Annotated in this window: 25 protein-coding genes and 4 pseudogenes; 13 read left to right on the top strand and 16 right to left on the bottom strand. The window is 43.3% G+C overall.

Translation table 11 applies throughout. The features are described 5' to 3' along the window. Positions 1–46: 46 nt before the first annotated feature. Together C5I45_RS16680 and C5I45_RS16685 are read right to left on the bottom strand one after the other, a co-directional pair. Positions 47–682: a two-component system response regulator YdfI gene (locus C5I45_RS16680; protein ID WP_015388630.1), complete on the bottom strand. Its 636-nt coding sequence runs from the start codon at positions 680–682 to the stop codon at positions 47–49. Further along, entirely contained in the window at positions 675–1,835 is a 1,161-nt protein-coding gene (locus tag C5I45_RS16685; protein ID WP_046341467.1) for a sensor histidine kinase, read from the bottom strand. Before C5I45_RS16685 ends, C5I45_RS16680 begins: the two co-directional genes overlap by 8 nt. 465 nt (positions 1,836–2,300) lie before the next feature. Between C5I45_RS16685 and C5I45_RS16690 the strand changes: the two genes are divergently transcribed. From C5I45_RS16690 to C5I45_RS20275, 6 genes and pseudogenes are all read left to right on the top strand, one after another. After that, positions 2,301–2,546, top strand: a complete 246-nt coding sequence (locus tag C5I45_RS16690) for a hypothetical protein (RefSeq protein ID WP_003156068.1) — start codon at positions 2,301–2,303, stop codon at positions 2,544–2,546. A 17-nt stretch (positions 2,547–2,563) separates the two neighbouring features. After that, positions 2,564–2,932: a spore coat protein gene (locus tag C5I45_RS16695; protein WP_003156070.1), complete on the top strand. Its 369-nt coding sequence runs from the start codon at positions 2,564–2,566 to the stop codon at positions 2,930–2,932. 18 nt (positions 2,933–2,950) lie between these two features. Next, positions 2,951–4,087, top strand: a complete 1,137-nt coding sequence (locus C5I45_RS16700; RefSeq protein WP_003156072.1) for a zinc-dependent alcohol dehydrogenase — start codon at positions 2,951–2,953, stop codon at positions 4,085–4,087. An 18-nt stretch (positions 4,088–4,105) separates the two neighbouring features. Continuing rightward, positions 4,106–4,303, top strand: coding sequence for a hypothetical protein (locus C5I45_RS16705; protein ID WP_015388634.1), 198 nt, complete (start codon positions 4,106–4,108; stop codon positions 4,301–4,303). Positions 4,304–4,317: 14 nt separating this feature from the next. Then, a complete protein-coding gene (locus tag C5I45_RS16710; RefSeq protein WP_003156074.1) occupies positions 4,318–4,617 on the top strand; it encodes a spore coat protein in 300 nt (99 codons plus the stop codon). A 101-nt stretch (positions 4,618–4,718) separates the two neighbouring features. After that, a pseudogene (locus C5I45_RS20275) lies at positions 4,719–4,805 on the top strand (hypothetical protein); the annotation flags it as partial. A gap of 90 nt (positions 4,806–4,895) precedes the next feature. On the opposite strand, the gene C5I45_RS16720 reads toward C5I45_RS20275, so the two are convergent. Then, complete coding sequence (locus tag C5I45_RS16720; protein ID WP_003156075.1) at positions 4,896–5,474, bottom strand: TetR/AcrR family transcriptional regulator; 579 nt, start codon at positions 5,472–5,474, stop codon at positions 4,896–4,898. A 257-nt stretch (positions 5,475–5,731) separates the two neighbouring features. Here C5I45_RS16720 and C5I45_RS16725 point away from each other — a divergent pair, with 257 nt between their 5' ends. Together C5I45_RS16725 and C5I45_RS20170 are read left to right on the top strand one after the other, a co-directional pair. Beyond that, entirely contained in the window at positions 5,732–6,922 is a 1,191-nt protein-coding gene (locus tag C5I45_RS16725; RefSeq protein ID WP_014304437.1) for an MFS transporter, read from the top strand. Between the two features lie 226 nt (positions 6,923–7,148). Continuing rightward, complete coding sequence (locus C5I45_RS20170) at positions 7,149–7,511, top strand: hypothetical protein (RefSeq protein ID WP_015388637.1); 363 nt, start codon at positions 7,149–7,151, stop codon at positions 7,509–7,511. A gap of 48 nt (positions 7,512–7,559) precedes the next feature. Here C5I45_RS20170 and C5I45_RS16735 read toward each other — a convergent pair whose 3' ends face one another. Beyond that, entirely contained in the window at positions 7,560–8,180 is a 621-nt protein-coding gene (locus C5I45_RS16735; RefSeq protein WP_014304435.1) for an FMN-binding negative transcriptional regulator, read from the bottom strand. A gap of 117 nt (positions 8,181–8,297) precedes the next feature. On the opposite strand from C5I45_RS16735, the gene pdxR reads away from it, so the two are divergent. After that, on the top strand, positions 8,298–9,680 hold the full coding sequence (pdxR, locus tag C5I45_RS16740) for a MocR-like pyridoxine biosynthesis transcription factor PdxR (RefSeq protein WP_063174880.1): 1,383 nt from the start codon (positions 8,298–8,300) through the stop codon (positions 9,678–9,680). A 37-nt stretch (positions 9,681–9,717) separates the two neighbouring features. On the opposite strand, the gene C5I45_RS16745 is transcribed toward pdxR, so the two are convergent. Both C5I45_RS16745 and C5I45_RS16750 read right to left on the bottom strand, forming a co-directional pair. Next, on the bottom strand, positions 9,718–11,007 hold the full coding sequence (locus C5I45_RS16745) for a Na+/H+ antiporter NhaC family protein (RefSeq protein WP_107994526.1): 1,290 nt from the start codon (positions 11,005–11,007) through the stop codon (positions 9,718–9,720). A gap of 223 nt (positions 11,008–11,230) precedes the next feature. Next, entirely contained in the window at positions 11,231–11,635 is a 405-nt protein-coding gene (locus C5I45_RS16750; RefSeq protein WP_015388639.1) for a MerR family transcriptional regulator, read from the bottom strand. Positions 11,636–11,793: 158 nt separating this feature from the next. Here C5I45_RS16750 and C5I45_RS16755 point away from each other — a divergent pair, with 158 nt between their 5' ends. Continuing rightward, positions 11,794–12,843: an NAD(P)-dependent alcohol dehydrogenase gene (locus C5I45_RS16755; protein WP_003156089.1), complete on the top strand. Its 1,050-nt coding sequence runs from the start codon at positions 11,794–11,796 to the stop codon at positions 12,841–12,843. A gap of 58 nt (positions 12,844–12,901) precedes the next feature. Here C5I45_RS16755 and C5I45_RS16760 read toward each other — a convergent pair whose 3' ends face one another. The 5 genes from C5I45_RS16760 to C5I45_RS16780 all read right to left on the bottom strand — a co-directional run bounded on the left by C5I45_RS16760 (position 12,902) and on the right by C5I45_RS16780 (position 16,813). Further along, the gene (locus tag C5I45_RS16760) at positions 12,902–13,864 is read right to left on the bottom strand and encodes an arsenic resistance protein (protein WP_107994527.1); all 963 of its coding nucleotides are present in this window, start codon (positions 13,862–13,864) and stop codon (positions 12,902–12,904) included. Positions 13,865–13,978: 114 nt separating this feature from the next. After that, entirely contained in the window at positions 13,979–14,362 is a 384-nt protein-coding gene (locus C5I45_RS16765; RefSeq protein ID WP_107994528.1) for a hypothetical protein, read from the bottom strand. A gap of 109 nt (positions 14,363–14,471) precedes the next feature. Beyond that, positions 14,472–15,521 (bottom strand): Cfr family 23S rRNA (adenine(2503)-C(8))-methyltransferase, encoded by a 1,050-nt coding sequence (locus C5I45_RS16770; protein ID WP_003156095.1) that lies wholly within the window; start codon positions 15,519–15,521, stop codon positions 14,472–14,474. 150 nt (positions 15,522–15,671) lie between these two features. Then, positions 15,672–15,875, bottom strand: coding sequence for a hypothetical protein (locus C5I45_RS16775; protein WP_003156096.1), 204 nt, complete (start codon positions 15,873–15,875; stop codon positions 15,672–15,674). Between the two features lie 143 nt (positions 15,876–16,018). Beyond that, the gene (locus tag C5I45_RS16780) at positions 16,019–16,813 is read right to left on the bottom strand and encodes a dihydrodipicolinate synthase family protein (RefSeq protein WP_003156098.1); all 795 of its coding nucleotides are present in this window, start codon (positions 16,811–16,813) and stop codon (positions 16,019–16,021) included. Between the two features lie 244 nt (positions 16,814–17,057). On the opposite strand from C5I45_RS16780, the pseudogene C5I45_RS16785 reads away from it, so the two are divergent. Beyond that, positions 17,058–17,311, top strand: a pseudogene (locus C5I45_RS16785) (hypothetical protein). Between the two features lie 93 nt (positions 17,312–17,404). Here the strand turns inward: C5I45_RS16785 and C5I45_RS16790 are convergent. Next, positions 17,405–17,662: pseudogene (locus C5I45_RS16790) on the bottom strand (GNAT family N-acetyltransferase); the annotation flags it as partial. Between the two features lie 173 nt (positions 17,663–17,835). On the opposite strand from C5I45_RS16790, the gene C5I45_RS16795 reads away from it, so the two are divergent. After that, positions 17,836–18,177: a YxeA family protein gene (locus tag C5I45_RS16795; RefSeq protein ID WP_015388646.1), complete on the top strand. Its 342-nt coding sequence runs from the start codon at positions 17,836–17,838 to the stop codon at positions 18,175–18,177. A gap of 446 nt (positions 18,178–18,623) precedes the next feature. On the opposite strand, the gene C5I45_RS16800 is transcribed toward C5I45_RS16795, so the two are convergent. Both C5I45_RS16800 and C5I45_RS16805 read right to left on the bottom strand, forming a co-directional pair. Next, positions 18,624–19,661 carry a flavin-containing monooxygenase gene (locus C5I45_RS16800; protein WP_015388647.1) on the bottom strand — a complete coding sequence of 346 codons (1,038 nt, stop codon included), beginning with the start codon at positions 19,659–19,661 and terminating at the stop codon, positions 18,624–18,626. A gap of 63 nt (positions 19,662–19,724) precedes the next feature. Then, positions 19,725–20,666 (bottom strand): cation diffusion facilitator family transporter, encoded by a 942-nt coding sequence (locus tag C5I45_RS16805; protein WP_095318506.1) that lies wholly within the window; start codon positions 20,664–20,666, stop codon positions 19,725–19,727. Between the two features lie 184 nt (positions 20,667–20,850). Between C5I45_RS16805 and C5I45_RS19990 the strand changes: the two are divergent. Next, positions 20,851–21,142, top strand: a pseudogene (locus tag C5I45_RS19990) (VOC family protein). 81 nt (positions 21,143–21,223) lie between these two features. Here C5I45_RS19990 and C5I45_RS16815 read toward each other — a convergent pair. Both C5I45_RS16815 and C5I45_RS16820 read right to left on the bottom strand, forming a co-directional pair. After that, entirely contained in the window at positions 21,224–22,570 is a 1,347-nt protein-coding gene (locus tag C5I45_RS16815; RefSeq protein ID WP_003156110.1) for an FAD-binding oxidoreductase, read from the bottom strand. 379 nt (positions 22,571–22,949) lie between these two features. Beyond that, complete coding sequence (locus C5I45_RS16820) at positions 22,950–23,276, bottom strand: hypothetical protein (RefSeq protein ID WP_014304424.1); 327 nt, start codon at positions 23,274–23,276, stop codon at positions 22,950–22,952. Between the last annotated feature and the right edge of the window lie 177 nt (positions 23,277–23,453).

Below are 23,453 nucleotides of genomic sequence, written 5' to 3' on the forward strand. Positions count from 1 at the left end.
ATAAAAAAAACGTACATAGGGGCATGTACGTTTGGGCAGTTTTTCATTATATATTCAGTTTCAGAATGCCTTTTTGCATGGCAATAGTGACGGCTTCCGTCCGCGAATCAGCGCCTAATTTGTTATAAATCGATGTTAATCTCGCTTTTACCGTCCGCTCTGAGATTCCTAAATCGAAGGCGATCGCTTTGCTTTTATGTCCTTTCGCAACGGCTTGCAGAACTATGATTTCCTTGTCCGTCAGCTGTGTTTCATTGGCATTTGCCCGTTCCATTTTCTTTTCCCGGAAACGCCGCAAGATGTCCGGCTGCAGAAGCACTTCTCCCCTGACCGCCGCATCCATCGTATGAAATAAGGTTTCTGAGCTTGTGTCCTTCAGCAGATAACCGTTCGCGCCTGATTCAATGCCTTCTATCATCAGATGATCTTCATTATAGGTCGTCAAAATAATAATCGGCACATCAGAATGCTCTTTTATCTGTTTAATGGCTTCCAGCCCGCTCATTTCCGGCATGTACAGATCCATGAGAATGACATCGGGCTTTAGTTCCGCTGCGAGGCGGACGGCGGTTTTCCCGTTTTCCGCCTCTCCCGTTATGGTGTAATGGTCATTTGTTTCTATCAAAAGCTTCAGACCTTCTCTGACGACAAGATGGTCATCTGCTATTAACACTTTATACATGTTCCGCTTCTCCTTGAATTGGTATGATGATCTCAATTTGAGTTCCCGCTGATCTGGCGCTTGTTATACGGAAAGTGCCGTTCATCATATTGACGCGTTCTTGTATCCCCAGCAGCCCGTAATGTCCGCTTTTTCTCATTTCTGTTCCGGCATCAAAGCCTTTCCCGTCATCTTTGACGGTTATGCAGATCTGTCCCTCTTCTTCCTGAACGGACACCCAGACATTCTTTGCTTCTGCATGCTTGGCGGCGTTTGTCAGGCCTTCTCCGATCATGTAATGGCAATTCTCCGCCGTATGAACGTCAAGCACATGATGCACGCTGTAATCTAAAAAACAAGACAGCCCGGAGGCTTCTGTAAAATGGTTGATTTGTTCAGTGATGCTTTCTTTTAAGAACCCGATCTCTTCTGATTTTCTGCGAAGGTTGTCAATGGCCGAGCGCGCATCAGCCAATGTGCCCTTCACTCTGTCCATTGACTGGCTGATGATGTCTTTCGCTCTGTCAGTGTTACCCTTTGAAAGATGAACATGCACCGCTTCAAGCTGCATATGCAAGCTGACCAGCCCTTGTGCAAGTGTATCGTGCAAGTCTCTCGCCATCCGCTGCCTTTCGTTTTGAAGCGTCAGCTGTTTCACTTGCCGGTGAGCGAGCTCTAATTTTTCAAGCGTCATCTGTGTTTTGATTTTTTCATCAACTTGCGCGAAAAATGTTGCCGCATATGTGATAATCACGATCATGATGGGAGCGGCGATAACGATGAAACGAAGCAGATGATGCGGATGCTCCTGGTGCAGGGCTGCTATGGACATTAAAATGAAAAGATAGAGTATGAGCGGCGTTTTGCCCTTATCCGCCATTCCGATAATCTGCCCGATTAAAAAGGCATAGAGACCGATGACCGCCGCGATATAGCCGCCGGTCATCAAGTTAGCCGATGTATATATGATAAATCCCTGTATGATGAAATAAAGAAACGTTTTTTTCTTGACCCAGCGATAGGAATGCCAGTGCAGCACGGCAAAAATGACGATCAATATCGTGAATAACAGCAGCAATAAAACCGTCCAGCTTTCATAAATGTACTGCAAAGAGACTGATGCGGCATATACCATAAAAATAAACGCCAGACCGGGCACCCGAAGCGCAAGCATATGCAATGAGCGTCTGTCACGGGAGACATAGTCTTCTTGATGTTTTGTACCAAACAATCTCTGTCCACTTCCTTTTAGCCGACCGGCCTCACGATGTTTTATTCTATTTGTCATCATACCATAATCGCCTGCTTCTCACCTTCCCCTTCTGTCCTGCATGACGGGTGAAAGAAAAAACAGCCTGCGGGATTGTTCGCGGGCTGCTTTTGTTCATATCTTTTTTATGACCTTTCCCGGGTTTCAGCGGTCTGTCTCCCGCGCGGCAAAACCGCCCGCGCATCAGAAAAACGTTCAGGACACCGACAGCCATTCCATGTGAACAAGAGGAAGCGATTGTGCTTCCTCTTTTTTAATGTACCGTCAGATTTCTTCTCTCTTTTTTATAAACAAAATTTGTAAGACTAGAGCTCTTTTCTCAGGGGAAATTAATTATGTAATTGAGAAGAGGAGGTTTAAAAAACGATTATGGAAAAGCGTGAATTAGCGGCTCACGAGTCGCTGGACTTACATGAAATCATTAACTTCAAGACGCTTTGTGTAGCGAAATCCAAGCTCATGCAAGGGCTTGTGTTTGATCAGGATCTGAAAACGTTAATGGAAAAAGACGTTCAGCAAGCCTCGCAAAACCTTGCTGATCTGCAGGCGGTTTATGAACGGGCAACGTTTCAGGCTCCTGTTCCTCAAAACCGGCCGACTTCGATCATCAATTGAAAGGAAGGTAAGCATCATTGAACCATGACCATTTAGATCCAATCAATTCATTACACGTCCCTGAACTCGCAGATATGACATTCGCAATGGATTTTCTCATACGCGCAAAAGAAGGCGTCAGAAATACCGCCGTTGCTTTAACAGAAACCGCCTCGCCAGATGTAAGAGCTTTGCTGCGCAAACAGCTCATGCAAGGAATCGCGATGCATCAGGAAATTACAGACTTGATGGTCAGCAAAAAGTGGTTTCACCCGCATGATCTGAGCGAACAGTATAAACTGGACCAGCTCTCTGCGAAAAATACCCTCATGGTCGGAAACATGAATCTGTTTCCCGTTGAAACGAACAGAAAAGGGATGTTTGACCGCACACCTGATGAACACTAACACTGGAGGTATTACAGCATGAAGGCCGTAACGTATCAAGGAGTGAAAAACGTCGTCGTCAAAGACGTGCCTGATCCGAAGATTGAAAAACACGATGACATGATTATAAAAGTCACAAGTACGGCAATTTGCGGATCAGATTTACATTTAATCCACGGACTCATTCCGAACTTGCAGGAAGACTATATTATCGGGCATGAACCGATGGGCATTGTGGAAGAAACCGGTCCCGGCGTGACGAAAGTCAAAAAAGGCGACCGCGTCATTATTCCTTTTAATATCGCCTGCGGAGAATGCACTTATTGTAAAAATCACCTGGAAAGCCAATGTGATCAATCAAATGAAAACGGCGATATGGGCGCTTATTTCGGCTATTCAGGGAGTACCGGCGGCTATCCGGGCGGCCAGGCCGAATATTTGCGCGTCCCTTTTGCGAACTTTACCCATTTTAAAGTCCCCGAAACATGCGAAGAACCGGATGAGAAATTGAGTGTTATTGCCGATGCGATGACAACCGGTTTTTGGAGCGTTGACAATGCCGGCGTAAAAGCAGGCGATACGGTCATCGTTCTCGGCTGCGGGCCCGTGGGCCTTTTCGCTCAAAAATTCTGCTGGTTAAAGGGTGCGAAACGCGTCATAGCCGTAGACTATGTCAACTACCGTCTCCAGCATGCGAAACGGACGAATAAAGTGGAAATCGTGAACTTCGAAGACCACGAAAATACGGGCAGCTACCTGAAGGAAATCACCAAAGGCGGCGCCGACGTTGTCATTGACGCCGTCGGCATGGACGGAAAAATGACAGATCTTGAGTTCCTCGCCAGCGGATTAAAACTTCAAGGCGGGGCCATGAGCGCATTGGTCATCGCGTCCCAAGCGGTGCGAAAAGGCGGAACGATCCAGATTACGGGTGTGTACGGCGGCAGATACAACGGATTTCCCCTTGGCGATATCATGCAGCGGAACGTCAATATCCGATCAGGACAAGCTCCGGTTATCCATTATATGCCGTATATGTTTGAACTAGTGTCAACCGGCAAAATTGATCCGGGTGATGTTGTAAGCCATGTCATTCCGCTCAGTGAAGCGAAGCACGGCTATGAGATGTTTGACACGAAAACAGATGATTGTATTAAAGTTGTACTCAAACCTTAGAGAACGGAGGCTACAGAAATGGCCAGCGCCTTACATGAATTACTCGAAATTCAGGAGATGGCTTCTTTTAAGTCACTTTGCCTGACGAAATCCAAAACCATGAAAGCGCTCGTATCCGATCCGCAGCTGAAAGAAATCATGCAGCAGGATGCGGATACATCAACAAGGCAATTGCAGGAATTTGCCTCGATTATATCTGATGCAAAGCACGAATAGGAGATGAATGACGAATGAATCCGATTATTGAATACCTGACGGGGATGGATGCACTGACAGACCAAATTGTCGCTATGGATTTATTGAATTCGGCAAAAAGCGGAGTCAGAAACTATGCGATGGCGGCGACGGAAGCCGGAACGCCTGAAGTGAAAGCGATCCTCACCCGTCACTTAGAAGAAGCCATCGACATGCATGAGCAAATCTCACGCTATATGATGGAAAAAGGCTGGTATCATCCGTGGAACACAGATGAACAAGTCCGGTTTAATTTGCAAAATATTGATACGGCGCTCCGCCTGCCCGTCCTATAAATGTTTTCCTGCTGAGACAGCACCTCTGGCTCAAGCTTCAGTATGTCAAACTGAGAACTGCCTTTACAGCGCCCAGGCAACGAAACTCCCGCGAATCAGCTCTGCAGCTTCTCCAGCCTTTCTTCGGGCTGTTATTGGGGCTTGCGGCGGTGATTACGTGCGTGGCGGCCGCCGGGCGGTTCGCAAATAGAGCGAAGAAGGCAGAACAATTTGTTCTGCCTTTTCATTATTTTCTGCCCCATAGGCACAAATACTTTTCACCCGATTCGAGCGGTTATTCACGTAGCTTGAACTCCCTTAAACGCACTCATCACAAGATCATGCACATAGGAATCATTCACCTCATCACCTGTGATCAACAGGCGATAGAAAATCGGTCCGTAAATGAGATCGATGCTTACGTCAATATCAAGATTCTCTCTTAATTCACCTTTCTGAATTCCCTTTTCCAGAAGGCCTTTCGCTTGGAGGCGGCGGGGCTGGAAAAATCGCGTGCGATATTCTTCCGCCAATTTTGCATCCAGCTGCCCCGCGCCGATTAATTCCTTAATAACGGTTCCTTCCCGGCTCGTCAAAAACCTTGCTAAATTCGCGGCGTGGGTCAATATATCTTGCACTGTTGATCCTGTATCGGGCACAGGCAGTCTGTCCGTAGCGGTCGAAAGAAAGCTGTCCATGATAACGGCAGCCTTGTTTGACCACCATTTATAAATCGTTGCCTTACTCACTTTGGCACGCTCTGCAATTTTATCGACTGTCACCGCGTCAAAGCCATTTTCCAACAATAGGTCATAGGCAGCAGAAAGAATCGCCTTATGTGTTCCTTCATCACGCGGCCGTCCTCGTTTACTCTGCACATGAATCATTCCTTCCCGAATTATAAACGATACGTTCAGTATACTTAACCTGTATAAAAAAAGAAAATAGAAACCTATTTACAAAACTGAACGTTTAGTATATTATTCACTTATAAACAAAACTGAACGTTTAGTTTATAAAATAACTTGAGGGAAGTCTTGATGAAATGCAGACTCCAAAAGCCTCTGCGTAAAGGAGATGAATCAGCAAAATATGTATCAAACCTCATAAAATCATTAAAAAGGAGTTCATTCATATGGCTAAAGAAAATAAACAAACAGCGGATCAGGGGATTTCAACTGGTTTAACCCTTCTTCTCGCAACGGCATGCGGTATCATTGTCGCTAATCTTTATTATGCACAGCCCTTGGCAGGATTCATTAGTGCGGCAATCGGGCTTTCTCCAAGCAGTGCCGGATTGATTGTCACGCTGACCCAAATCGGATACGTTGCCGGCCTACTGTTTCTCGTCCCTTTGGGAGATATTATCGAAAACAGAAAACTTGTCGTGGTATCGCTCCTACTAAGCGCAGCCGCTCTAACTCTGACAGCATGTGTGAAGCATGGAACACTGTTTTTAGCCGCTGCGTTTTTCATCGGACTGGGATCCATCGCGGCCCAAGTGCTAGTTCCGTTCGCATCATACCTTGCACCAGATGCCGCACGCGGCCGGGTTGTCGGCAATGTGATGAGCGGCCTGCTTCTCGGTATTATGCTTTCCCGTCCGATATCCAGTCTGGTCGCTGATATATGGGGGTGGAATGCCATATTTGCTTTATCCGCCGCGTTAAGTGTTGTCCTGGCAATCGTCTTATCAAAAGTGCTTCCTGCCAGAAAACCAACAGCAAACACAAGCTACACCGTCTTACTCGGTTCAATGTGGAAGCTGCTGCGCACGACTCCGGTCTTACGCCGCCGTGCCATTTATCATGCGTTTGTATTTGGAGCTTTCAGCTTATTCTGGACGACTGTACCTTTACTATTGTCCGGTCCTGCTTTTCATTTTTCTCAAAAGGCAATCGCGCTGTACGCATTAGCGGGCATTGCGGGTGCAGCGGCTGCACCGATAGGCGGCCGTCTGGCTGATCGCGGCTTAACCCGGCTTGCCACCGGAATCGCTCTCGGTGTTGTCATCGTTTCTTTATTACTCCCGCTCATGATTCAGAGCAGCTCTCCCGTCGGAATAGCAGTTCTGGTGGCCGCAGCTATCCTGTTGGATATGGGGGTATCTGCCAATCTCGTACTCAGTCAGCGTGCCATTTTTTCGTTGGCACCTGAATTCCGCAGCCGATTAAACGGATTATTTATGGCAATCTTCTTTCTGGGCGGCGCTATAGGATCATCAATCGGAGGATGGGCATACGCCTCAGGCGGGTGGAGTATCACATTATGGATTGGAATCGCTTTTCCGGTCATAGCATTGCTTTATTTCACCACGGAGAAATAAGCCTTTCACCAAAAATAAGCCGTCAGGACCAAGCTGACAGCTTTTTTTGGGGTGTATTCTTCTTTACATCCATCCGAACAAAACATCCGGATTCATGAAAAGATGATATTGATTCTTTACGCCCCGCTCATATAGACGGGCGCATGCCCGCTGCCGATTCTTTCAGCAGCGGTAAAACCATGTCATAATATGTTTAGAAATAATTGTCCATAGGCAGGTGAAACACATGAAGAAGTATTTATATAAACACCTTTTTTTAGCTCTCGTTTCGTCCGTTTGCTTTTTATTGGTCTTTTATGTGGGTTTAAAAATGACACAGGAAGACACACCCCCGTTGTCTTCTTACCCGTTTTACCTTTTTATTTATCTTTACATAGCAGCCGGATATTTGACGGTCGGCCTTGTTTCAGCCTGTATGACTGATATCTTGAAAAACCGCTGGACATTGAATAAAACGTCTTCCATTCTATTGAAACTTATCGTTTACTTACTCATACCGTATGCTATTTTTCATTCTTTCTTCATTTTAATGGCGCCGTTGATTTATGTGCTGTTCGAGTCGTTATTCATCCTGAGAAAAGCTTCATAATCAGAAAAAAACATACCGCATGCTGCCGGTATGTTTTTAACATGCTTGTCAGTTTTTTGCGGTGATTCGTTTGATGTTTTCTTCCATCAAGCCGGAAATGAGCTGTTCGTTTGTATGAGGAATCTGTTTGAGCTGTTGTACGACCAGCCCTTGTCTTGCGGCTGAATGATTTTGACTCAGCTTTGCCTGTCCCTCTATTTTGCTGATTTTGATTTTAAAACCTTTTACCCCTTTGTTCATGCCTGCCAGCAATTTCGCATCGACATCCTCTAATTTGTACGGGCTGTCGGGGCTTTCGTATTTCAATACGAGATCACTCATCGACTGCACGGTTTCTTCCTCATCCAAAAGCTCCGCCTCTCCGTAAACATGAACCGCCACATAATTCCATGTGGGAACAGCCTGATTCGTCTCATACCATTTAGGCGAGATATAACAATGAGGCCCCTGAAAAACGGCTAATACGTTTTGGCCATCAATCTCTTTCCATTGGGGATTCGGCAATGCAAAATGACCGTATAAGCATTCGTTATTCTTACTCATCATCAATGGCAGGTGGGTTGCATACGGCATGCCCCCCGCCGTTGAAAACAATGCTGCGAAACCATACTCTTTGATTACATCGCACGCTTCAGCTTCACTCAGCTGAAATGGAGCGGGAATATACATAAAAACTCTCCTCTCTGAACATGGATTGATAAAGCGCTTTCCGCTATAATAAAATATCAACTGACATTTAAAAAGATACAGTTTCAAATAAATACACATGTCAGAGGAGAACATCTGATGAAAAATTTGATTTTCGCTTTCAGAAGCGGCACCCCGAAATACAAACAAATTTACGAGCAATTTAAAACATTGATTGAGCAGGGAAATATTCAGGCAGATGAGCGGCTGCCTTCAATTCGGGAGCTGGCAGATTCCCTGCGGGTAAGCCGCAATACAACGCTGATGGCCTATGATCTGCTTTTAGCGGAGGGATACATTCGCGGAGAAACACGCAAAGGTTATTTTGCAAATGAAGTAGAACCTTCTTTATTTCAAAAAGAAAACGATGTTGTTTACGCTGAGAAAACCGAATCAACTCAGCCGGCCCTGATTGATTTTCGCGCCGGAGCCGTCGATCAAAAGCATTTTCCTCTGAAAACATGGAGAAAATTATACAATCAAGTTTTGGCATCAGAGAAAAGCTTTCTGTACGGTGAACCGTTCGGCGAGAGAAACCTGCGTGAACAAATTGCCGCTTATCTCTTGGAATCACGCGGAGTGAAAACAGATGCGGATTCGGTTATCATCGGCAGCAGCACCCAGCAGATGCTGATATATCTCAGTCGGATTCTGAAAGAGGATTTTTCCGGAATTATCGTTGAAGACCCTGGGTTTGACGGGGCCAGAGCGGCATTTCAATTTCACGGGCTATCTCTGGAAACGATGCCTGTCTATGAAAACGGAGCTGATTTTTCTCAATTGCATGCAATGAAAGAAAAATTAATCTATGTGACCCCATCCCATCACAGCCCTTACGGCGTAAGCATGTCCATTCAGCAGCGCCAAACACTGATCAATTGGGTGAATCATAGAGAGGGTTATATTCTTGAAGATGATTATGACAGTGAATTCCGTTATACACAGCAGCCGTTTCCCGCTCTTGCTTCCATTCAATCAGACCGGGTGATTTATTTAGGGAATTTCTCAAAATCCTTTCTACCGGGCATCCGCATAAGCTATATGGTTTTGCCGCAGCGCCTTTTGCACCGGTATAAAAAACGGTTTATTCATTTCGAAAGCACCGCTTCTTCGCTTAACCAGCTGACCATGGCTGAATTGATGAAGGCCGGTGAATGGACCCGCCATATTAAGCGCATGCGCACTGTCTACAAGCGTAAGATGCAGCACTTGACTTCACATATTAAGCAGCAGTTCGGCGAGCAAGTGACGATCATCGGCGAGCAGTCGGGATTGTATATATTGGTGAGAGTTCACCTGAACTATACAGAAGAAACATTAATCGAACGCGCTTTTCAGTACGGAGTGAAGGTATATCCTACCGCTGTTTATTTCGTTGCCGGAAAACCCGAACCGCCGATCATAAAGTTAGGTTTCGCCCATCTCGATACGGATCAGATCACACAGGGCGTACAGCTTTTGAGAAATGCTTGGCTGTCATGAAAGAAAAAAGGCGCCGAACGGCGCCTTTTTTTATCTTTTATTTCGTATTTCTTGTGAATTTCGGCAGTCCAAATATAATGGCGGCGATGCCGCAGATTCCGATTAAAACGGGATAGAAAGAGTATGGCAGGATGCTGACGGGTGAAATATTCCCGAATTTCCCGGCTGATAACAGCTGCGCGCCGTAAGGAATCAATCCTTGTATCATACACGAAAAGATATCCAGAATACTTGCCGATTTTCTGTTGTCGATGTTGAATTTATCAGCAATATTCTTTGCAATCGGCCCGGCTGCGATAATCGAGATCGTATTATTGGCCGCAGCCAGATTCGTCACGCTGACCAATCCGGCAATGCCGGCTTCGGCGCCTTTTTTGGAACGGATTCGTTTCGTGATGAACTCCAGTAAAAAGTCGATCCCGCCGTTTTGTTTCATCACACCGACCATTCCGCCGATCAGCATGGACAGGATGATAAGGTCGCTCATTCCGGCAACTCCATCCGTAATCGCTTTAAAATAAGAATCAAACGTCAGGCTCCCGCCCGCCAATCCGATGATTCCCGTCAAAACCAATCCGCCGAATATGACAGCCATCACATTAATACCGATTAACGCAAAAACTAACACGGCGACATAAGGAAGCACCTTAATCCAGCTGTAAGATGCAGCATCCGTATGGAGGGCGTGGCCTGTCGGAATAAAAAATAAGATAATAACAGTCACAATGGCAGCGGGCAAAACAATCAGAAAGTTCGTTTTGAATTTATCCCTCATTTGTGTTTTTTGCGTCCGGACTGCCGCAATGGTCGTATCTGAAATAAAAGAAAGATTATCTCCGAACATAGCTCCGCCGACCACAGCCGCAATCGGTATCGCGCTGGAGACGCCAAGCTCTCCGCTCAAACCGGCGCTGATCGGCGCAACCGCCGCAATCGTGCCCATTGATGTTCCCATCGATATAGAAATGAAACAAGCAATGATAAACAGCCCCGGCAGCAAAAACTGCTGCGGAATAATGCTCAAAGCAAGATTGACAGTTGAATGCACCGCTCCCATCGCCTCAGCCGCTGAAGCAAAGGCACCTGCCAATATAAAAATCATAACCATAATGATAATATCAGGATGTCCCGCACCGGAAGCGAACCATTCTATTTTTTGATTGAGCGATTTCTTCCGGTTAAATAACAGCGCAAAAGCTGACGCAATGATCGCGGCAATCAAGATCGGCAATTTATAAAAATCTCCGGTCACCAGACCAGAGCCGACAAAAAGCCCTACGAATAAGACTAAAGGCAATAACGCCCAAGGATTCTTATGATTGTTCATCTGGGTAAACCACCTCTTTTCAGCATTAAAGTCGCTAATCACAGTCTAAGCAACATTTCACACTTTAAAAGTCTGCAGTAAAAAAGTCAAGCTGAAAAAAGGATAAGTAATGATTGATAAGATAGAAAAAGCTGTTTTGTTTCCTCTCTTTAGAAAATAAAAAAACCAAGGCTCGTTTCCCTTGGTACATTTCATGCGGCCCGGCGCCCGGGACACCTTCTCTTCATTCAGAAATACATTCAGCTTTCAATCTGTTTTTAAGTTTCGCTTCATTTTCCAGGATATCTTCGTAATCCTCAATCTTCCTGTTTAATCGTTTTATGGTTTCATCAATTTCCCTCTGTTTCTCCGTCAGCCTTTTCCTTTCATTTATAAGGATGTTTTTTCGGGGTTCGATCGTATGATCGGCTCCTTCAATAAATAAAGCGGTATATTCAATCAGAGCCTCAATCGACAGCCCGGCACTTCTCATGCATTTTATAAATTGAATCCAATTCACATCACCTTCGTCATAATCGCGGATGCCGCTTTCATCGCGTTTTACCGGAGGAATCAGTCCTATACTTTCATAATACCTAAGCGTCGCGGCTGATAACTCAACCTGCTTTGCAGCCTGCGCAATCTTCATATTCTTACCACCCGTCCTTCATACCTTTCATAAGCGTGCCATTATAGAATATCATTTCATAAAAAAATAAACCAAACCCCTTGACTTAAAGTCCGCTTTAACATTTAAAGTAAAACCGACAGAGGATTCATCACTTTATCTTGGAAAGGAAGATAACCATGTGCAATAATCATCCGACTCGTGTATTAAGCGCTCCGCATGCCAAAGCTAAATTTGAGCGGACGACGATTGAGAGAAGAGCATTACGGCCGCACGATATCCTGATTGATATTAAGTACAGCGGGATTTGTCACTCAGACATCCACAGTGCATTCGATGAATGGGGCGGCGGAATCTTTCCGATGGTTCCCGGGCACGAAATTGCCGGAGTTGTGGAAGCTGTGGGTGAAGAAGTCACCACATTTGCCGCCGGCGACCGTGTGGGTGTCGGCTGTTTTGTAGACTCCTGCGGGGAATGTGAATACTGCCTGAACGGAGACGAACAATATTGCACAAAAGGCGTTGTTCAGACCTATAATAACCTGGACTACGACGGAAACCCTACGTACGGAGGCTACAGCCAGAAAATAGTTGTCACTGACAGATTCGTTGTCCGTATTCCCGATCAGCTGGATTTGGATGCTGCCAGTCCGCTATTGTGCGCGGGCATTACCACCTATTCTCCGCTGAAACACTGGAATGCCGGTCCCGGCAAAAAAGTGGCGATTGTCGGAATGGGCGGGCTCGGACATTTAGCCGTTCAATTCGCGCACGCTTTAGGCGCAGAGGTCACCGTCCTCAGCCGCTCAATGAACAAAAAAGACGAAGCGCTTGAATTTGGAGCCGATCATTACTTTGCGACAAGCGATCCGGATACATTTACTGAGCTGGCCGGACGATTTGATCTTATTTTAAATACAGTATCCGCGAACCTTGACGTAGATGCCTACTTATCCCTGCTTCGCATTGACGGTACATTGGTAAATGTGGGAGCGCCCGCTAAGCCGGACTCATACAGTGTGTTCTCCTTAATCACGGGCCGCCGCAGCATTGCGGGTTCACTCGTCGGCGGTATTCCGCAGACTCAGGAGATGCTTGATTTCGCCGCCGAGCACGGCATTGCTCCTAAAATTGAAGTGATACCGGCCGATCAAGTCGACGAAGCGTACGAACGGGTTCTCCAAAGCGATGTCCGCTACCGTTTCGTTATTGATATTGCAACTTTATAATTCTCATAAAAAACATACCAATATCTATTGGTATGTTTTTTTCAGCGCAGATTATTTTTTATTTCAGCAGCCATCCGGGCACCGCTTTGATATAAACCAATTCACCGATCAGCTCAACAATCGTCTGTGTGACGATAACAGCAGCGGCTAATGAGGCCCAAGCATCCGGCAGAGCCAGCGCTAACGAAAGGACTGCGAGAGAATTCCTTGTGCCCGTGCTGAAGATCAATGCTCTTCCTTCACCTGTATTCAGACGGAACGCATATGCGATAAAACGGGAGACAAACGGCATAATGAGCAGGAATAGCAGATAGATCGGAATCACACGTATAATGATGTCAGCATCATTGATGACTTTGCCGATTTGTGTGGCGACGACCGCCAATAAAACCAGAGCCATAAAAGGAACAGGCAGCCACGCCGTCCATTCCAACACCTTTTCTCCCGCCGGTTTCTTATCAGCCCATAATTGAGTCATCACCGCCGCCAGCAGCGGCACCGCTATTAACAATGAGAATGCTTCCAGAAACGGTCCCGCATGAACAGCCCCTATCACTTCTTTCCCGATAAACAGCCACAGGTATAACGGAAGCAATACCATCTGAACGGCGAACAAAACCGGCGTGGAAGCCAATATTAATCTCTCATTTCCTTTGCCGAGCTGAGTAAAGACGATGACGTAATCAATACAAGGTGTAAGCAATACCAAACAAACCCCTGATAATATAGGAGGAGATTGAGGAAAAATGGCGGTTAACACCCATACAACGACAGGTACAGCTAAGAAATTACCGATCAGTAAAGCCGCCATAAACTTGAGGTTTGACATGGCTTCCCTCAGCTTCAAGAATGGGATTTGGGCAAACATGGCATACATGAGAACAGCGATAAACGGTGATATCGTCCATCCCCAGCGAAGTCCTGAATCTTTCCCGGCGATCCCCGCTATTCCTCCGATCACAAGAGTCACACCATATATCCAAATTTGCTGTTTTTCTAATGTCTCTCTGGTTATTTTCATTGGCTGACACCTCTTCCCCGCCCATTATACCTTCTTTTCTGCCGGAATTAAAAAACACCAAGGGTCTGTGACACTTGGTGTTTTTGGAACGCGTGTTATTGTTTTCAAAACCGCTTATGAAAGTTTACTTGTGTTCTCTATCCTGCCAACGAATAAGGTGACCGCAACACTGGCTGAACTGACCAAAGTCCCCAGGACGGCAGCAAGAATTGTCAAAAAGCCATTGGGAATCAGAAATCCAATCGGAATGAGCCCCGCAAACGTGAGGACGATAAAACATTGATAGACTCCGGATATGATTCTCACAACCAAGCTGCCAAAAAAGGACATGACGAATGGCGGAATGAACAAACATAAGATGATCCCGAGTGAGATCAATAAAATCATAGGCTCGTCAAAAGAAATGACACGATCGCCGGGAGACTCTTCAGCCGCCGCGAATACAGCAAATATAGACATTATCAGCGTAAGAAAAACAAGAAAAAACCTTTTCAGCAACGTTATGACTCCTTTTTTTATAAAAACGGGTATCTTTTTTTTTATCACGATAACCATTTTATGTTATCAAATGAAATAATATGAAGTCAAACCGAGTTCTGCACCTGATTTATCGGTTCTTATTTTTTTGATAATTTCCATATAATTGTCCGCAAGCAGCATCTATATCAATGCCAAATTGACTTCTGACGGTCACGTTAATTCCTGCTGACTTTAATTTTTTATAGAAGTTTACAACTTGTTTCTCATTTACTTCTTCAAATCTCATAGGTGAACTAACAGTCGGGTTATATCTAATGATGTTTACATGGAACAAGTTCCCTCTCTTATATCTGCTTCTTAAAAGACGTACTACTTCATTCGCATGATCAATAGAATCATTAACTCCCGGCAGCATAATATAAGCAATATAAACTTTTCTTGAGGTCACACGTATATGCTCATCTAATGTGTCCATTACCTCCAATAACGGGAAGCGTTCATTTATCGGCATTAACTTGCTTCGCTGTTCATTAAAAGGAGAATGTAATGAAAACGTCAGGTTGACCTGCGGATAATCCTGAGTGATTTTTTTAATGCCCGGAATAATACCTATGGTCGAAATAGATAACCGACGAGGGCTTAAAGCAAACAACTCCGGATTTGTAAGCACATGTAAAGCATCAAAAACTTGTACATTCGCTAATGCTTCTCCCATTCCCATAAAAGAAATACTATCAATTGAATGTCCTTTTAAGTGAAAGTACAAAATTTGGTCAGTCATTTCATCTGATGTTAAGCTGCGTTTTAAACCAATATCTCCTGTTGCACAAAATGCACAGCCAAAATGACAGCCGCACTGCGAGGATATACAAAATGACTCCCAGCCAGCTTTATATTTCATATTGACCGTTTCTATTTTTTCGTCTCCTGAAATTTCAAATAAGACTTTTGTTACTTGCTCAGAATGCTGCACTTTTAAAGCAGCAATATTTAAAATTGACTCTCCAAACTCATTCATTAACAATTTTCTCAAGGATTTAGGAAGAACCGTTATTTCATTAAAATGATTTATTCTCCCTTTGAACACAGCATTTTTGATTTGATTCATTCTAAAATCAGGAAACTTATTTTGTTTAAGGAACTCTTGAATTCTTATATACTTGTTTTTTTGTTGCATGTTTTCTCATCCTTCCATAAAACTCTGGTTTGTTTGAGTAAATAGAAGGGAGTGATCATCTAACCTTTTTTTAAAATCAGGCACAAAAAAACACCGACACAATTATCGGTGTTACGCTTAAATAACATCATGCACAAATAAACAAGGACATTATGTCATTGGATTATCGTTTATTTGACATAGAGAAAAAGCACCGATAACTGTTTTTGTATGATGATTTGGCTTAAAAAAGGACAGACTGCTCCCTTTATCCGCCAAGATGTTTCCAATTTTTGCATTTTCACCATACAAAATTCCATAAATCGTTATCATCGCTTTCACCTCTTTCTTGTCAATATTAACAATAATCACCATATCATAAGGGTTCCCTTATGTAAAGTTAAACAAATGCTTACGCCCCCGCTAATGACAGTATTATAAAACTTGCTTATTAAGCCTAATCCAAGTACAGAAAGCGCGCTGATCACATGTTTCACTTATCCGCGACGGAACATTTCTTATATAATGGGTGACCGGCAGCTGCCTGCTTGAATCCCAATCTTCTTATAGTGATTTTTTATATTCATGACAGTATGATGATTTGTCACTTCAGCAATCAGATCGTTTATTCGATCCAGATTAATCGGTTTATTTTCTGATAAGCTGCTGAAGCTTTCTCTGATTTCTTCAGGATAGACATTTCCGGCCATGCTTGACAGGCCGTTACACCCGTTACTCAGCATCTTCGGAAATTCAACGTCTCCTGCCGCAAACAAAATAAAGTGATCAGGGAACTCTGTTTGTTTATGACGCAGAACGTCTCCTCCTTCTTTCAGCCCCCTTATCCCGGGATGCCGGCTTATTAAGTCTTTAAGCGCTTTCTCACTCAGATTAAAACCGGTCCGGCCGGGGTTATTATAAAGCACAGCCTCTTTAGAGGTATGACTGAGAAGTTCGTCAACGTAATAAACGGCTTGCTGCTGTGTCGGTCTTATATAAGGAGGAAAACCAATCAGTACAGAATCAATATTGGTTTTCTCGATGTGTTTCATCAGTTTGACGGCATCACTGGTTCTTACGGCTGAAACACCGAACATCAGTTCAACATCTTCAAATTTTCGCTGATTAACATACTCAATGATCTGAAGACGCTCATCTATGCTGAGTGAATGCTGTTCACCAGTCGTGCCGCATATGAGTAACGAATGGATACCGCTGTTTTTCAAATGTTCGACAATAGCATCAAATCCTTCTAAATATAAACTTTCATCTTCATGAAAAGGCGTAGGGATAGCAACATTAAAATTTCGCATGAGAATGTCCTCCAAGTACATATTCTTGAATATCTGCAGAGTATCATATAACACTGTCTGACATTTAAAAAGGTACAGTTTCAGATAACGCAACATGTCAGATGTAAAGCCGACACACAAAAAAAGCAGGCAAAGAGAGCCTGCTTCATAGCTTCGTCTTACAGCGGCCCATTCCCCGGATGGCTTGACAAATATGAGTAATAAGGCAAACTGATATGAAAATTGTGCTAATGAGGTGGGGTTAATGATTTTAGATTTAAAAGGTGAAACGCACATGGATCATCTTGTGGGAACGCTGTATTCTGCCGTTAATGAAAATGACAGCCGCTTAATATCCATTGTGTCAGACATGTCACAGCAGGAGATTGATTATAAAGGACCAAATCATCAACCATTCAATGGGGAATATGGCATATGGCAGACCATAATAGATATCATCAAGCTCATATTCATCAGCTTCGCAAATGGTATGAAGAGAAACAGAAACTTGGCAGTTAAAGCCGCTTATTAGGAGGAGCAACGATAAATTCATTACAAATGTCTATTTTCACTGACTGCCAATCAATTAAAATGGTCAGACAAAAAATCGCTATTACATTTGCAACGTATCTTAATCCGGCCCGCGTAGCGGTTTTCAGCATAATTTTTAAAAAAACCGCTTTCCCCTCTTCTTCAACGTAACTGACATCATCATCTTCATATTTCTTAACATAAGAATCAGCAAATCGTTCCTCGGTATAATCCACAGATTGTTTTCAAATGCAGGTGCAATTCTCCTTGAAACAGCAAATGGTTGTTTGGTTTATTGAATTCTTTCATATTAAAAAATGGAGTCATTTTAATGATCATATCAGTCTCCTTCCAAACGAGATTGCATTTACCCATTATTTGTTATTCTGCAACTGAATCATTATCTTTTATATCAGGAATTCTTACAAAAAAGTAAGGTAAGTGTAAGGTATCCGCATTTATTCGATATGCAGTGTTCATTAGAATAAGAAATATAAAAGGAGTGATGAAGAATGAAAAACATGAGCATTTTCATTATTATATTAGGCTGCCTATCGGTTTTCATATTAGGAGGCTGCGCTGATCAAGGCGCCGTGCTGGAAAGCGATTATTACGTACAAATTCACGGAAAAGCGGAAAAAAACAAAAATAATAGCAACTACGTTTACAATTTAGAAGGGTATAACGAGAAAGGTAAGAAAAAGATGGTTTCTTTCTTTGTTGAAAAGCCTTATCAAGAAGGTGACATTGTACGCGTTCCGAGGAGCTATGAGGGTTATACCGGAGAATCTGAAGCTATTAAGGCCGAGAAACTGCCTGAAAAGATCAAAGACCGATTCAACATTAAGAAATAACAGCGAGTTGAGCAGATATTTAAGTCTGCTCTCAATTTTTTACGACAGGTTCATTCGAATGCAAAATGCAGGATGGCTCCTTGGGCCACTTCTACATAAAAGATTGTGCAAATTAAGCACACCCTCCCCATTTTCTTTTTTTGGCTGGTTACAACTATCGGAAGTGACATTGACAATTCTTCTATGGTCCCAAGTAATTAATGAACTCTATAGTGGGCGGATACGTATACGGCGGGGTTTGCAGTTTTTTAACTTCTTGTTATTTGAGCTATTTCGACTTTTACTTGAAAGAATTAAATTAGAGAGTCTGAACGAGGAGTGAAGCACGCGCTCCATGTGAATCCATTTAGTTCAAACTGAATATGCGCGGACTAAAATAGTTGCACTGATGGACGTATTCAACACAAAAAAGAGCAGTAAACACGTAAGTTACTGCTCTCCACAGTCTATCCGCCGTTCATTTGTTTTACAATGTATTCAGCATCATTTCCTACACCTTGAAGCAGCGCTGAACCTCGCCTATGCTGCCAAGGCAAACCAATAAAGTACAATCCCTCCGCAGCTGAAACACCCCGGTGATGTATAATTCGGCCTTCCTTATCCAAAACACCTTCTATTTTCATCCACCAAAGCGGATTCTTAAAACCAGTTGCCCAAATAACATTGTTTACTTCTAATGAAGATGAATCTTTAAAAATGACTTCATTTTGCTTTCCGGCTATGACTCTTTGTTTTAAGATGATCTTCTTCTGTCTTATTGCATGTTTTAATTCATACCCAAATATGGGGTCGCCTTTCTTTTGAATGAACTTGCCTAATATTGATGTATGACTTGCATGTAAAACTCCTAATTTATCAAACCACCAAAAGATGCTTCTTTTTCCAATCCATAAAGGGAAATAAACCGGTTTTTTACTGCAAGCCAAATATGTAACTCTTTCTTTGGATAACTCAACAGCTATCTGAGCCCCGCTATTCCCGCCGCCGACTACCAGTACATTCCCAGGCGCCAGTTGTTTTGAATGTTTATATTGTGAAGAATGTAATTGACGAATATGACCGGCTACATCTTTTGATATTGATGGAATGTTAGGGGTATGAAAAGGACCTGCGGCCACCACCAGATTCTTCGTTTGATATTCTTCCCGGTTTGTTTTAATTAAGAAATAGTTGTTTAATTTTTGGACACTTATTACTTCTGTCCGTAATTGGATCGGGATTTCAAATCTTTCAACATATTTTTTCAGATAAGCAGCAATTTCATTTTTTGAAGGGAGTCCATGCTGGTCTCCTTCAAGCTGCATTCCCGGCAAAGAACTGTACATTCGAGAAGTAAATAAGACCAATGAGTCATACCGGTTTTTCCAGCTTTCCCCCACTTCATGACTTTTATCTAAAATGATAAACTTTTGTTTCGACTTTCTTAGATAATATCCTACTGAGATTCCTGCCTGACCGGCTCCGATTACTATCGTGTCGTACATATGAATCCCCCCTCCGGTTTTATCTTAATTGTCAGCAGACAAAGTGAGTCCCTATCTCCTCCTTTAATGATGATGATGGTCACGCGGATTCTCAGTTTGGGCCTGACAAAGAATCGTATTGTCGTGATTATGCGCTGCCGTTTCCATTTGAATGGTTACATGTGTAATGCCTTGATCTCCAAGTTCATGTTCAATTTTGCGTAAAATACTTTCACTTTCAGAAATGGTCAGCTGATCGTTAACAACAGCGTGGCAGGAAAGAGCATTCAATCCGCTTGTGATAGACCATATGTGCAAATCATGAATGCTTTGAATTCCTTCTGTCTCTTCAATTGTATGAATGATGTCAGTGACATCGATATTTTCCGGAGTTCCTTCCATTAATACGTGAATGGAGTCTTTCGTCACATGGTAACCGCTTCTCAGCACAAGAATAGCCACAATGACACTGGCCACTGGATCTGCCCAGCTCCACCCGAAGAAGATGATAAGGATCGCAGCCAGTATGGCACCTACAGATCCGAGCATGTCACTTATCACATGTAAGTAAGCTCCTCTAATGTTCAGGTTATTCTTTGTATCTCCGCCGTTCAGCATAATCCAAGCGACCAATATATTCACAGCTAACCCGATGATACTTATCGTCAGCATGCCGGTTGTTGCTACCTCCGGCGGATGAGAGAAACGTTTAATTGCTTCATAAATGATATAAAGGGAAATCAGTATTAATGCAACACCGTTGATCACAGCTGCAAGAATTTCAAATCGTTTGTAGCCGAATGTCTTATGATGACTTGACTTTTTTTCGGCCAATTTAAAAGCAATCAGAGCAACCATTAATGAGATTGAATCACTCAGCATATGGCCTGCATCTGACAAAAGCGCTAAACTATTGGTTAAAAATCCGCCTATCGCTTCTATTATCATATAACCTGTAATCATGATAAAAGAGATCAATAAAACCTTCTTATTGGATCCGCCAGCGTGATTGTGATTGTGACCCATAAAAATCTCCTCCTTATCTAATACACTGTATTTATTATTTCTTTTCTGCTATGAAGCATTCTAACATGGACACAAAAATAACCATATATGATTATATGCTCATATATGAATATATAGGTTCTTTACTGAAATGTCAAAATATTTTCAATGAAAATGTTTCTTATCATTAGCTTAGCTTGGGAGGTTGCATTGCTATGAAGCCGCGGATTACAATTTAGAAAAATCGCTGCACTTCTATCGGGATGGCTTGGGTCTGCCTACAGAATACAGAAGGAACAGCCGGTACAGATTTGGACGACTTGCAAACGGGACTGAAACTTGCCCTCTGGGACCGCAAAGACATCGCACATGAATCAAACGTTACGATAACTGCTCCCGCTCATGATACTTTTTGGGGCGGATACGCCGGTCACTTCCAAGATTCTGACGGGCACTTGTGGGAAATTGTTTGGCATCCTCACTGGGAATATAAGTGAATAATCAACTTTTATAGCAACAATAAAAACACACCTGAATGTTCTGGTGTGTTTTTTATTTTGTTTCCCACAACGATCAAACTATTTATACGATGGCGGGATGCTTTGCGGAAAACGGAATACATTTTCGGGATCGTATTTCGCCTTTATTCTTTGAAGCCTTGCAAAGTTTGAGCCATAATATGCTTTTCCGAAATTTTCAATATTTTGATCCGGAACATTCACATATGAACCTGTTACATATGGTTTCATCAGCTGACGCACTCTTTCAACTGATGCAAGATTCGAAGCTTCTTGTGATTTATTTTTCCAACTGGCCGTCCATTCCGTATAAAATAACGGACGGCGCCAATAGAAGGCTGTTTCACTGCTTGGAACTCTGCTTATCGCACCGCCCCAATTGATAAAAAAGAAATTGGTTTCTGTCCCAGTCGCTTTTTCTAAAAATTGTCTCATTACTGCAATAGGTTCTTCCGGCCAAAGATTGAGCGCCCACGCCGAGGAGAATTTAACACTCTGATCAGACCTGCCGGGAATCGGTTCATCAGGATCTAAGAAATCTATACAATCCGGATAGTATAGTGTTTTGATTACTGTTTGTGCCGGCGTTCCGGCATTTAATAAAGGTTTTAATAATTGAATCAGCTCCGGTTTTGACCCGAGGAACAATCCTTCCGCATGGCACAAACCATTTACTTTGCTGTAAATCTCAAGGTAGCATCCTAATCGTTCGTCTGTAAACGGCGCCCATTTTTGCCACGCTTTGAATACCGTTTCCAACTGTTCCCACGGCCAAATAATATTAAAGACGGTTGCGGTTTTAGGGGCACGGTGAACTTTGAACGTATATTGGGTGTTATATCCGAAATTGCCTCCTCCGCCGCCTCTGGAAGCCCACAGTAAATCTTCATTGCGGGAATGATTTGCTTGAATGATCCTGCCTTTGGCATCTACCATTTTCAGTGCGAGAAGGTTATCACTTATCAGGCCGATCGATCGTGAAAGCACTCCAAATCCGCCTCCCATCGTGATTCCTCCGATTCCGACGGTTGGACTGTCTCCGAACGGGGCCATAAAACCTTCCCGAGCTAAACCTTTTACAAGCGGGCCGACGTGAATGCCGGTTTGAACGGTTGCCACCGCGTTTTTTTCATCTAAGAAAACGTTATTCATGTCACTCACATCAATAACAATCCCATCACTTACCGTGGAAAGATTTTTATCCAGAGCATGGCGGCCGCTTCTGACACGCAAAGGCACATTCTTCTCACGAGCCCATTTAATAGCATTACTTACATCGTATGAATTTTGCGCAAAAACAAAGACAAGCGGACAGACATCAACATAAGGGTTCCAATTCTTAACCGCCTCTGTATAGCCGGGGTCCCCTTTGAAGATGACACGTCCCGTTAACTGTGCTGATCCCATCTATTTCACTCCCAATAAGCATTTGATTCCGATACCAGTATATGTAGGAATAGGACAAATTCTTAGACAGATGTTCTGCAAACTTAAAAATAGATACCTATACGCGAAGATGAGAAAAAAACAAAAAAAAGACAAGAGCGGCAAGCTGCCGAAACTCTTGTCTCTCCTGCCATGATAGGCACTTACATTTATTGGCGTGATATCCCGACCAAACTATGGAAGTCCATAGAACATTATGTTTGCCCTGCCATGCGTGGTTCTGCTGAGCAATCTTTCTGTTTGATCCCCCGACAAGAATCTTTTTCTTTATCGTTTTTGCACCCCTGTACGGATAAAATCAATACACATTGAATCTTATCTTTTACATGATGAAAAGCTCTTATTTTTTCTTCTTGTGCTTACGTTTGCAATCATGTTTTTTCTCTTTCTTATGACGTTTTTTACATTTCGCTTTTGCTTTGGCTGCTAATTTTGCCGCTTCTACCTTTGCTTCAGCTGCTGCTTTTGCTGCTTCTGCCGCTCTGGCTCTTGCTTCTTCCGCTCTTGCTATGGCTTCTTCCGCTCTGGCTCTCGCTTCTGCTTCTCTTGCCGCTTCCGCTCTTGCATCGTCGTCCGCCATATCAAAATCATGGCCAAGGTCACAGGCCTCGTTGTATGGCTTTTTCTTCTGGACGTACTGTTGATCGTCACCTTCGTTATAATACATTACGCCACTCCTTCTCTCGTTTTTTAATCTCTACATACTATGTAAAGAAAGAACTGCAGCTTGGACTGGTATTTTGATGAACCGGCACATTTTTTAGGGCAATTTTCATTTATCATTGCAACAGAATCTGGATGCCTGCATGAAACTTGAATGATTTTGACGATTATCTTAAGCAGC

It is taken from the genome of Bacillus sp. ZY-1-1, assembly GCF_003047165.1.
GTDB lineage: Bacteria > Bacillota > Bacilli > Bacillales > Bacillaceae > Bacillus > Bacillus velezensis.

Coding starts and splice junctions, on each gene's coding strand:
- C5I45_RS16745 (WP_107994526.1), bottom strand. CDS start 11,007: ATGAACAATCATAAGAATCCTTGGGCGTTATTGCCTTTAGTCTTATTC.
- C5I45_RS16775 (WP_003156096.1), bottom strand. CDS start 15,875: ATGGTGATTATTGTTAATATTGACAAGAAAGAGGTGAAAGCGATGATA.
- C5I45_RS16800 (WP_015388647.1), bottom strand. CDS start 19,661: ATGTACGACACGATAGTAATCGGAGCCGGTCAGGCAGGAATCTCAGTA.
- C5I45_RS16760 (WP_107994527.1), bottom strand. CDS start 13,864: ATGAAAATAACCAGAGAGACATTAGAAAAACAGCAAATTTGGATATAT.
- C5I45_RS16770 (WP_003156095.1), bottom strand. CDS start 15,521: ATGCAACAAAAAAACAAGTATATAAGAATTCAAGAGTTCCTTAAACAA.
- C5I45_RS16805 (WP_095318506.1), bottom strand. CDS start 20,666: ATGGGTCACAATCACAATCACGCTGGCGGATCCAATAAGAAGGTTTTA.
- C5I45_RS16755 (WP_003156089.1), top strand. CDS start 11,794: ATGTGCAATAATCATCCGACTCGTGTATTAAGCGCTCCGCATGCCAAA.
- C5I45_RS16795 (WP_015388646.1), top strand. CDS start 17,836: ATGAAAAACATGAGCATTTTCATTATTATATTAGGCTGCCTATCGGTT.
- C5I45_RS16710 (WP_003156074.1), top strand. CDS start 4,318: ATGAATCCGATTATTGAATACCTGACGGGGATGGATGCACTGACAGAC.
- C5I45_RS16735 (WP_014304435.1), bottom strand. CDS start 8,180: ATGTATATTCCCGCTCCATTTCAGCTGAGTGAAGCTGAAGCGTGCGAT.
- pdxR (WP_063174880.1), top strand. CDS start 8,298: ATGAAAAATTTGATTTTCGCTTTCAGAAGCGGCACCCCGAAATACAAA.
- C5I45_RS16705 (WP_015388634.1), top strand. CDS start 4,106: ATGGCCAGCGCCTTACATGAATTACTCGAAATTCAGGAGATGGCTTCT.
- C5I45_RS16725 (WP_014304437.1), top strand. CDS start 5,732: ATGGCTAAAGAAAATAAACAAACAGCGGATCAGGGGATTTCAACTGGT.
- C5I45_RS16685 (WP_046341467.1), bottom strand. CDS start 1,835: ATGCTTGCGCTTCGGGTGCCCGGTCTGGCGTTTATTTTTATGGTATAT.
- C5I45_RS16820 (WP_014304424.1), bottom strand. CDS start 23,276: ATGTATTATAACGAAGGTGACGATCAACAGTACGTCCAGAAGAAAAAG.
- C5I45_RS16690 (WP_003156068.1), top strand. CDS start 2,301: ATGGAAAAGCGTGAATTAGCGGCTCACGAGTCGCTGGACTTACATGAA.
- C5I45_RS20170 (WP_015388637.1), top strand. CDS start 7,149: ATGAAGAAGTATTTATATAAACACCTTTTTTTAGCTCTCGTTTCGTCC.
- C5I45_RS16780 (WP_003156098.1), bottom strand. CDS start 16,813: ATGCGAAATTTTAATGTTGCTATCCCTACGCCTTTTCATGAAGATGAA.
- C5I45_RS16815 (WP_003156110.1), bottom strand. CDS start 22,570: ATGGGATCAGCACAGTTAACGGGACGTGTCATCTTCAAAGGGGACCCC.
- C5I45_RS16700 (WP_003156072.1), top strand. CDS start 2,951: ATGAAGGCCGTAACGTATCAAGGAGTGAAAAACGTCGTCGTCAAAGAC.
- C5I45_RS16680 (WP_015388630.1), bottom strand. CDS start 682: ATGTATAAAGTGTTAATAGCAGATGACCATCTTGTCGTCAGAGAAGGT.
- C5I45_RS16750 (WP_015388639.1), bottom strand. CDS start 11,635: ATGAAGATTGCGCAGGCTGCAAAGCAGGTTGAGTTATCAGCCGCGACG.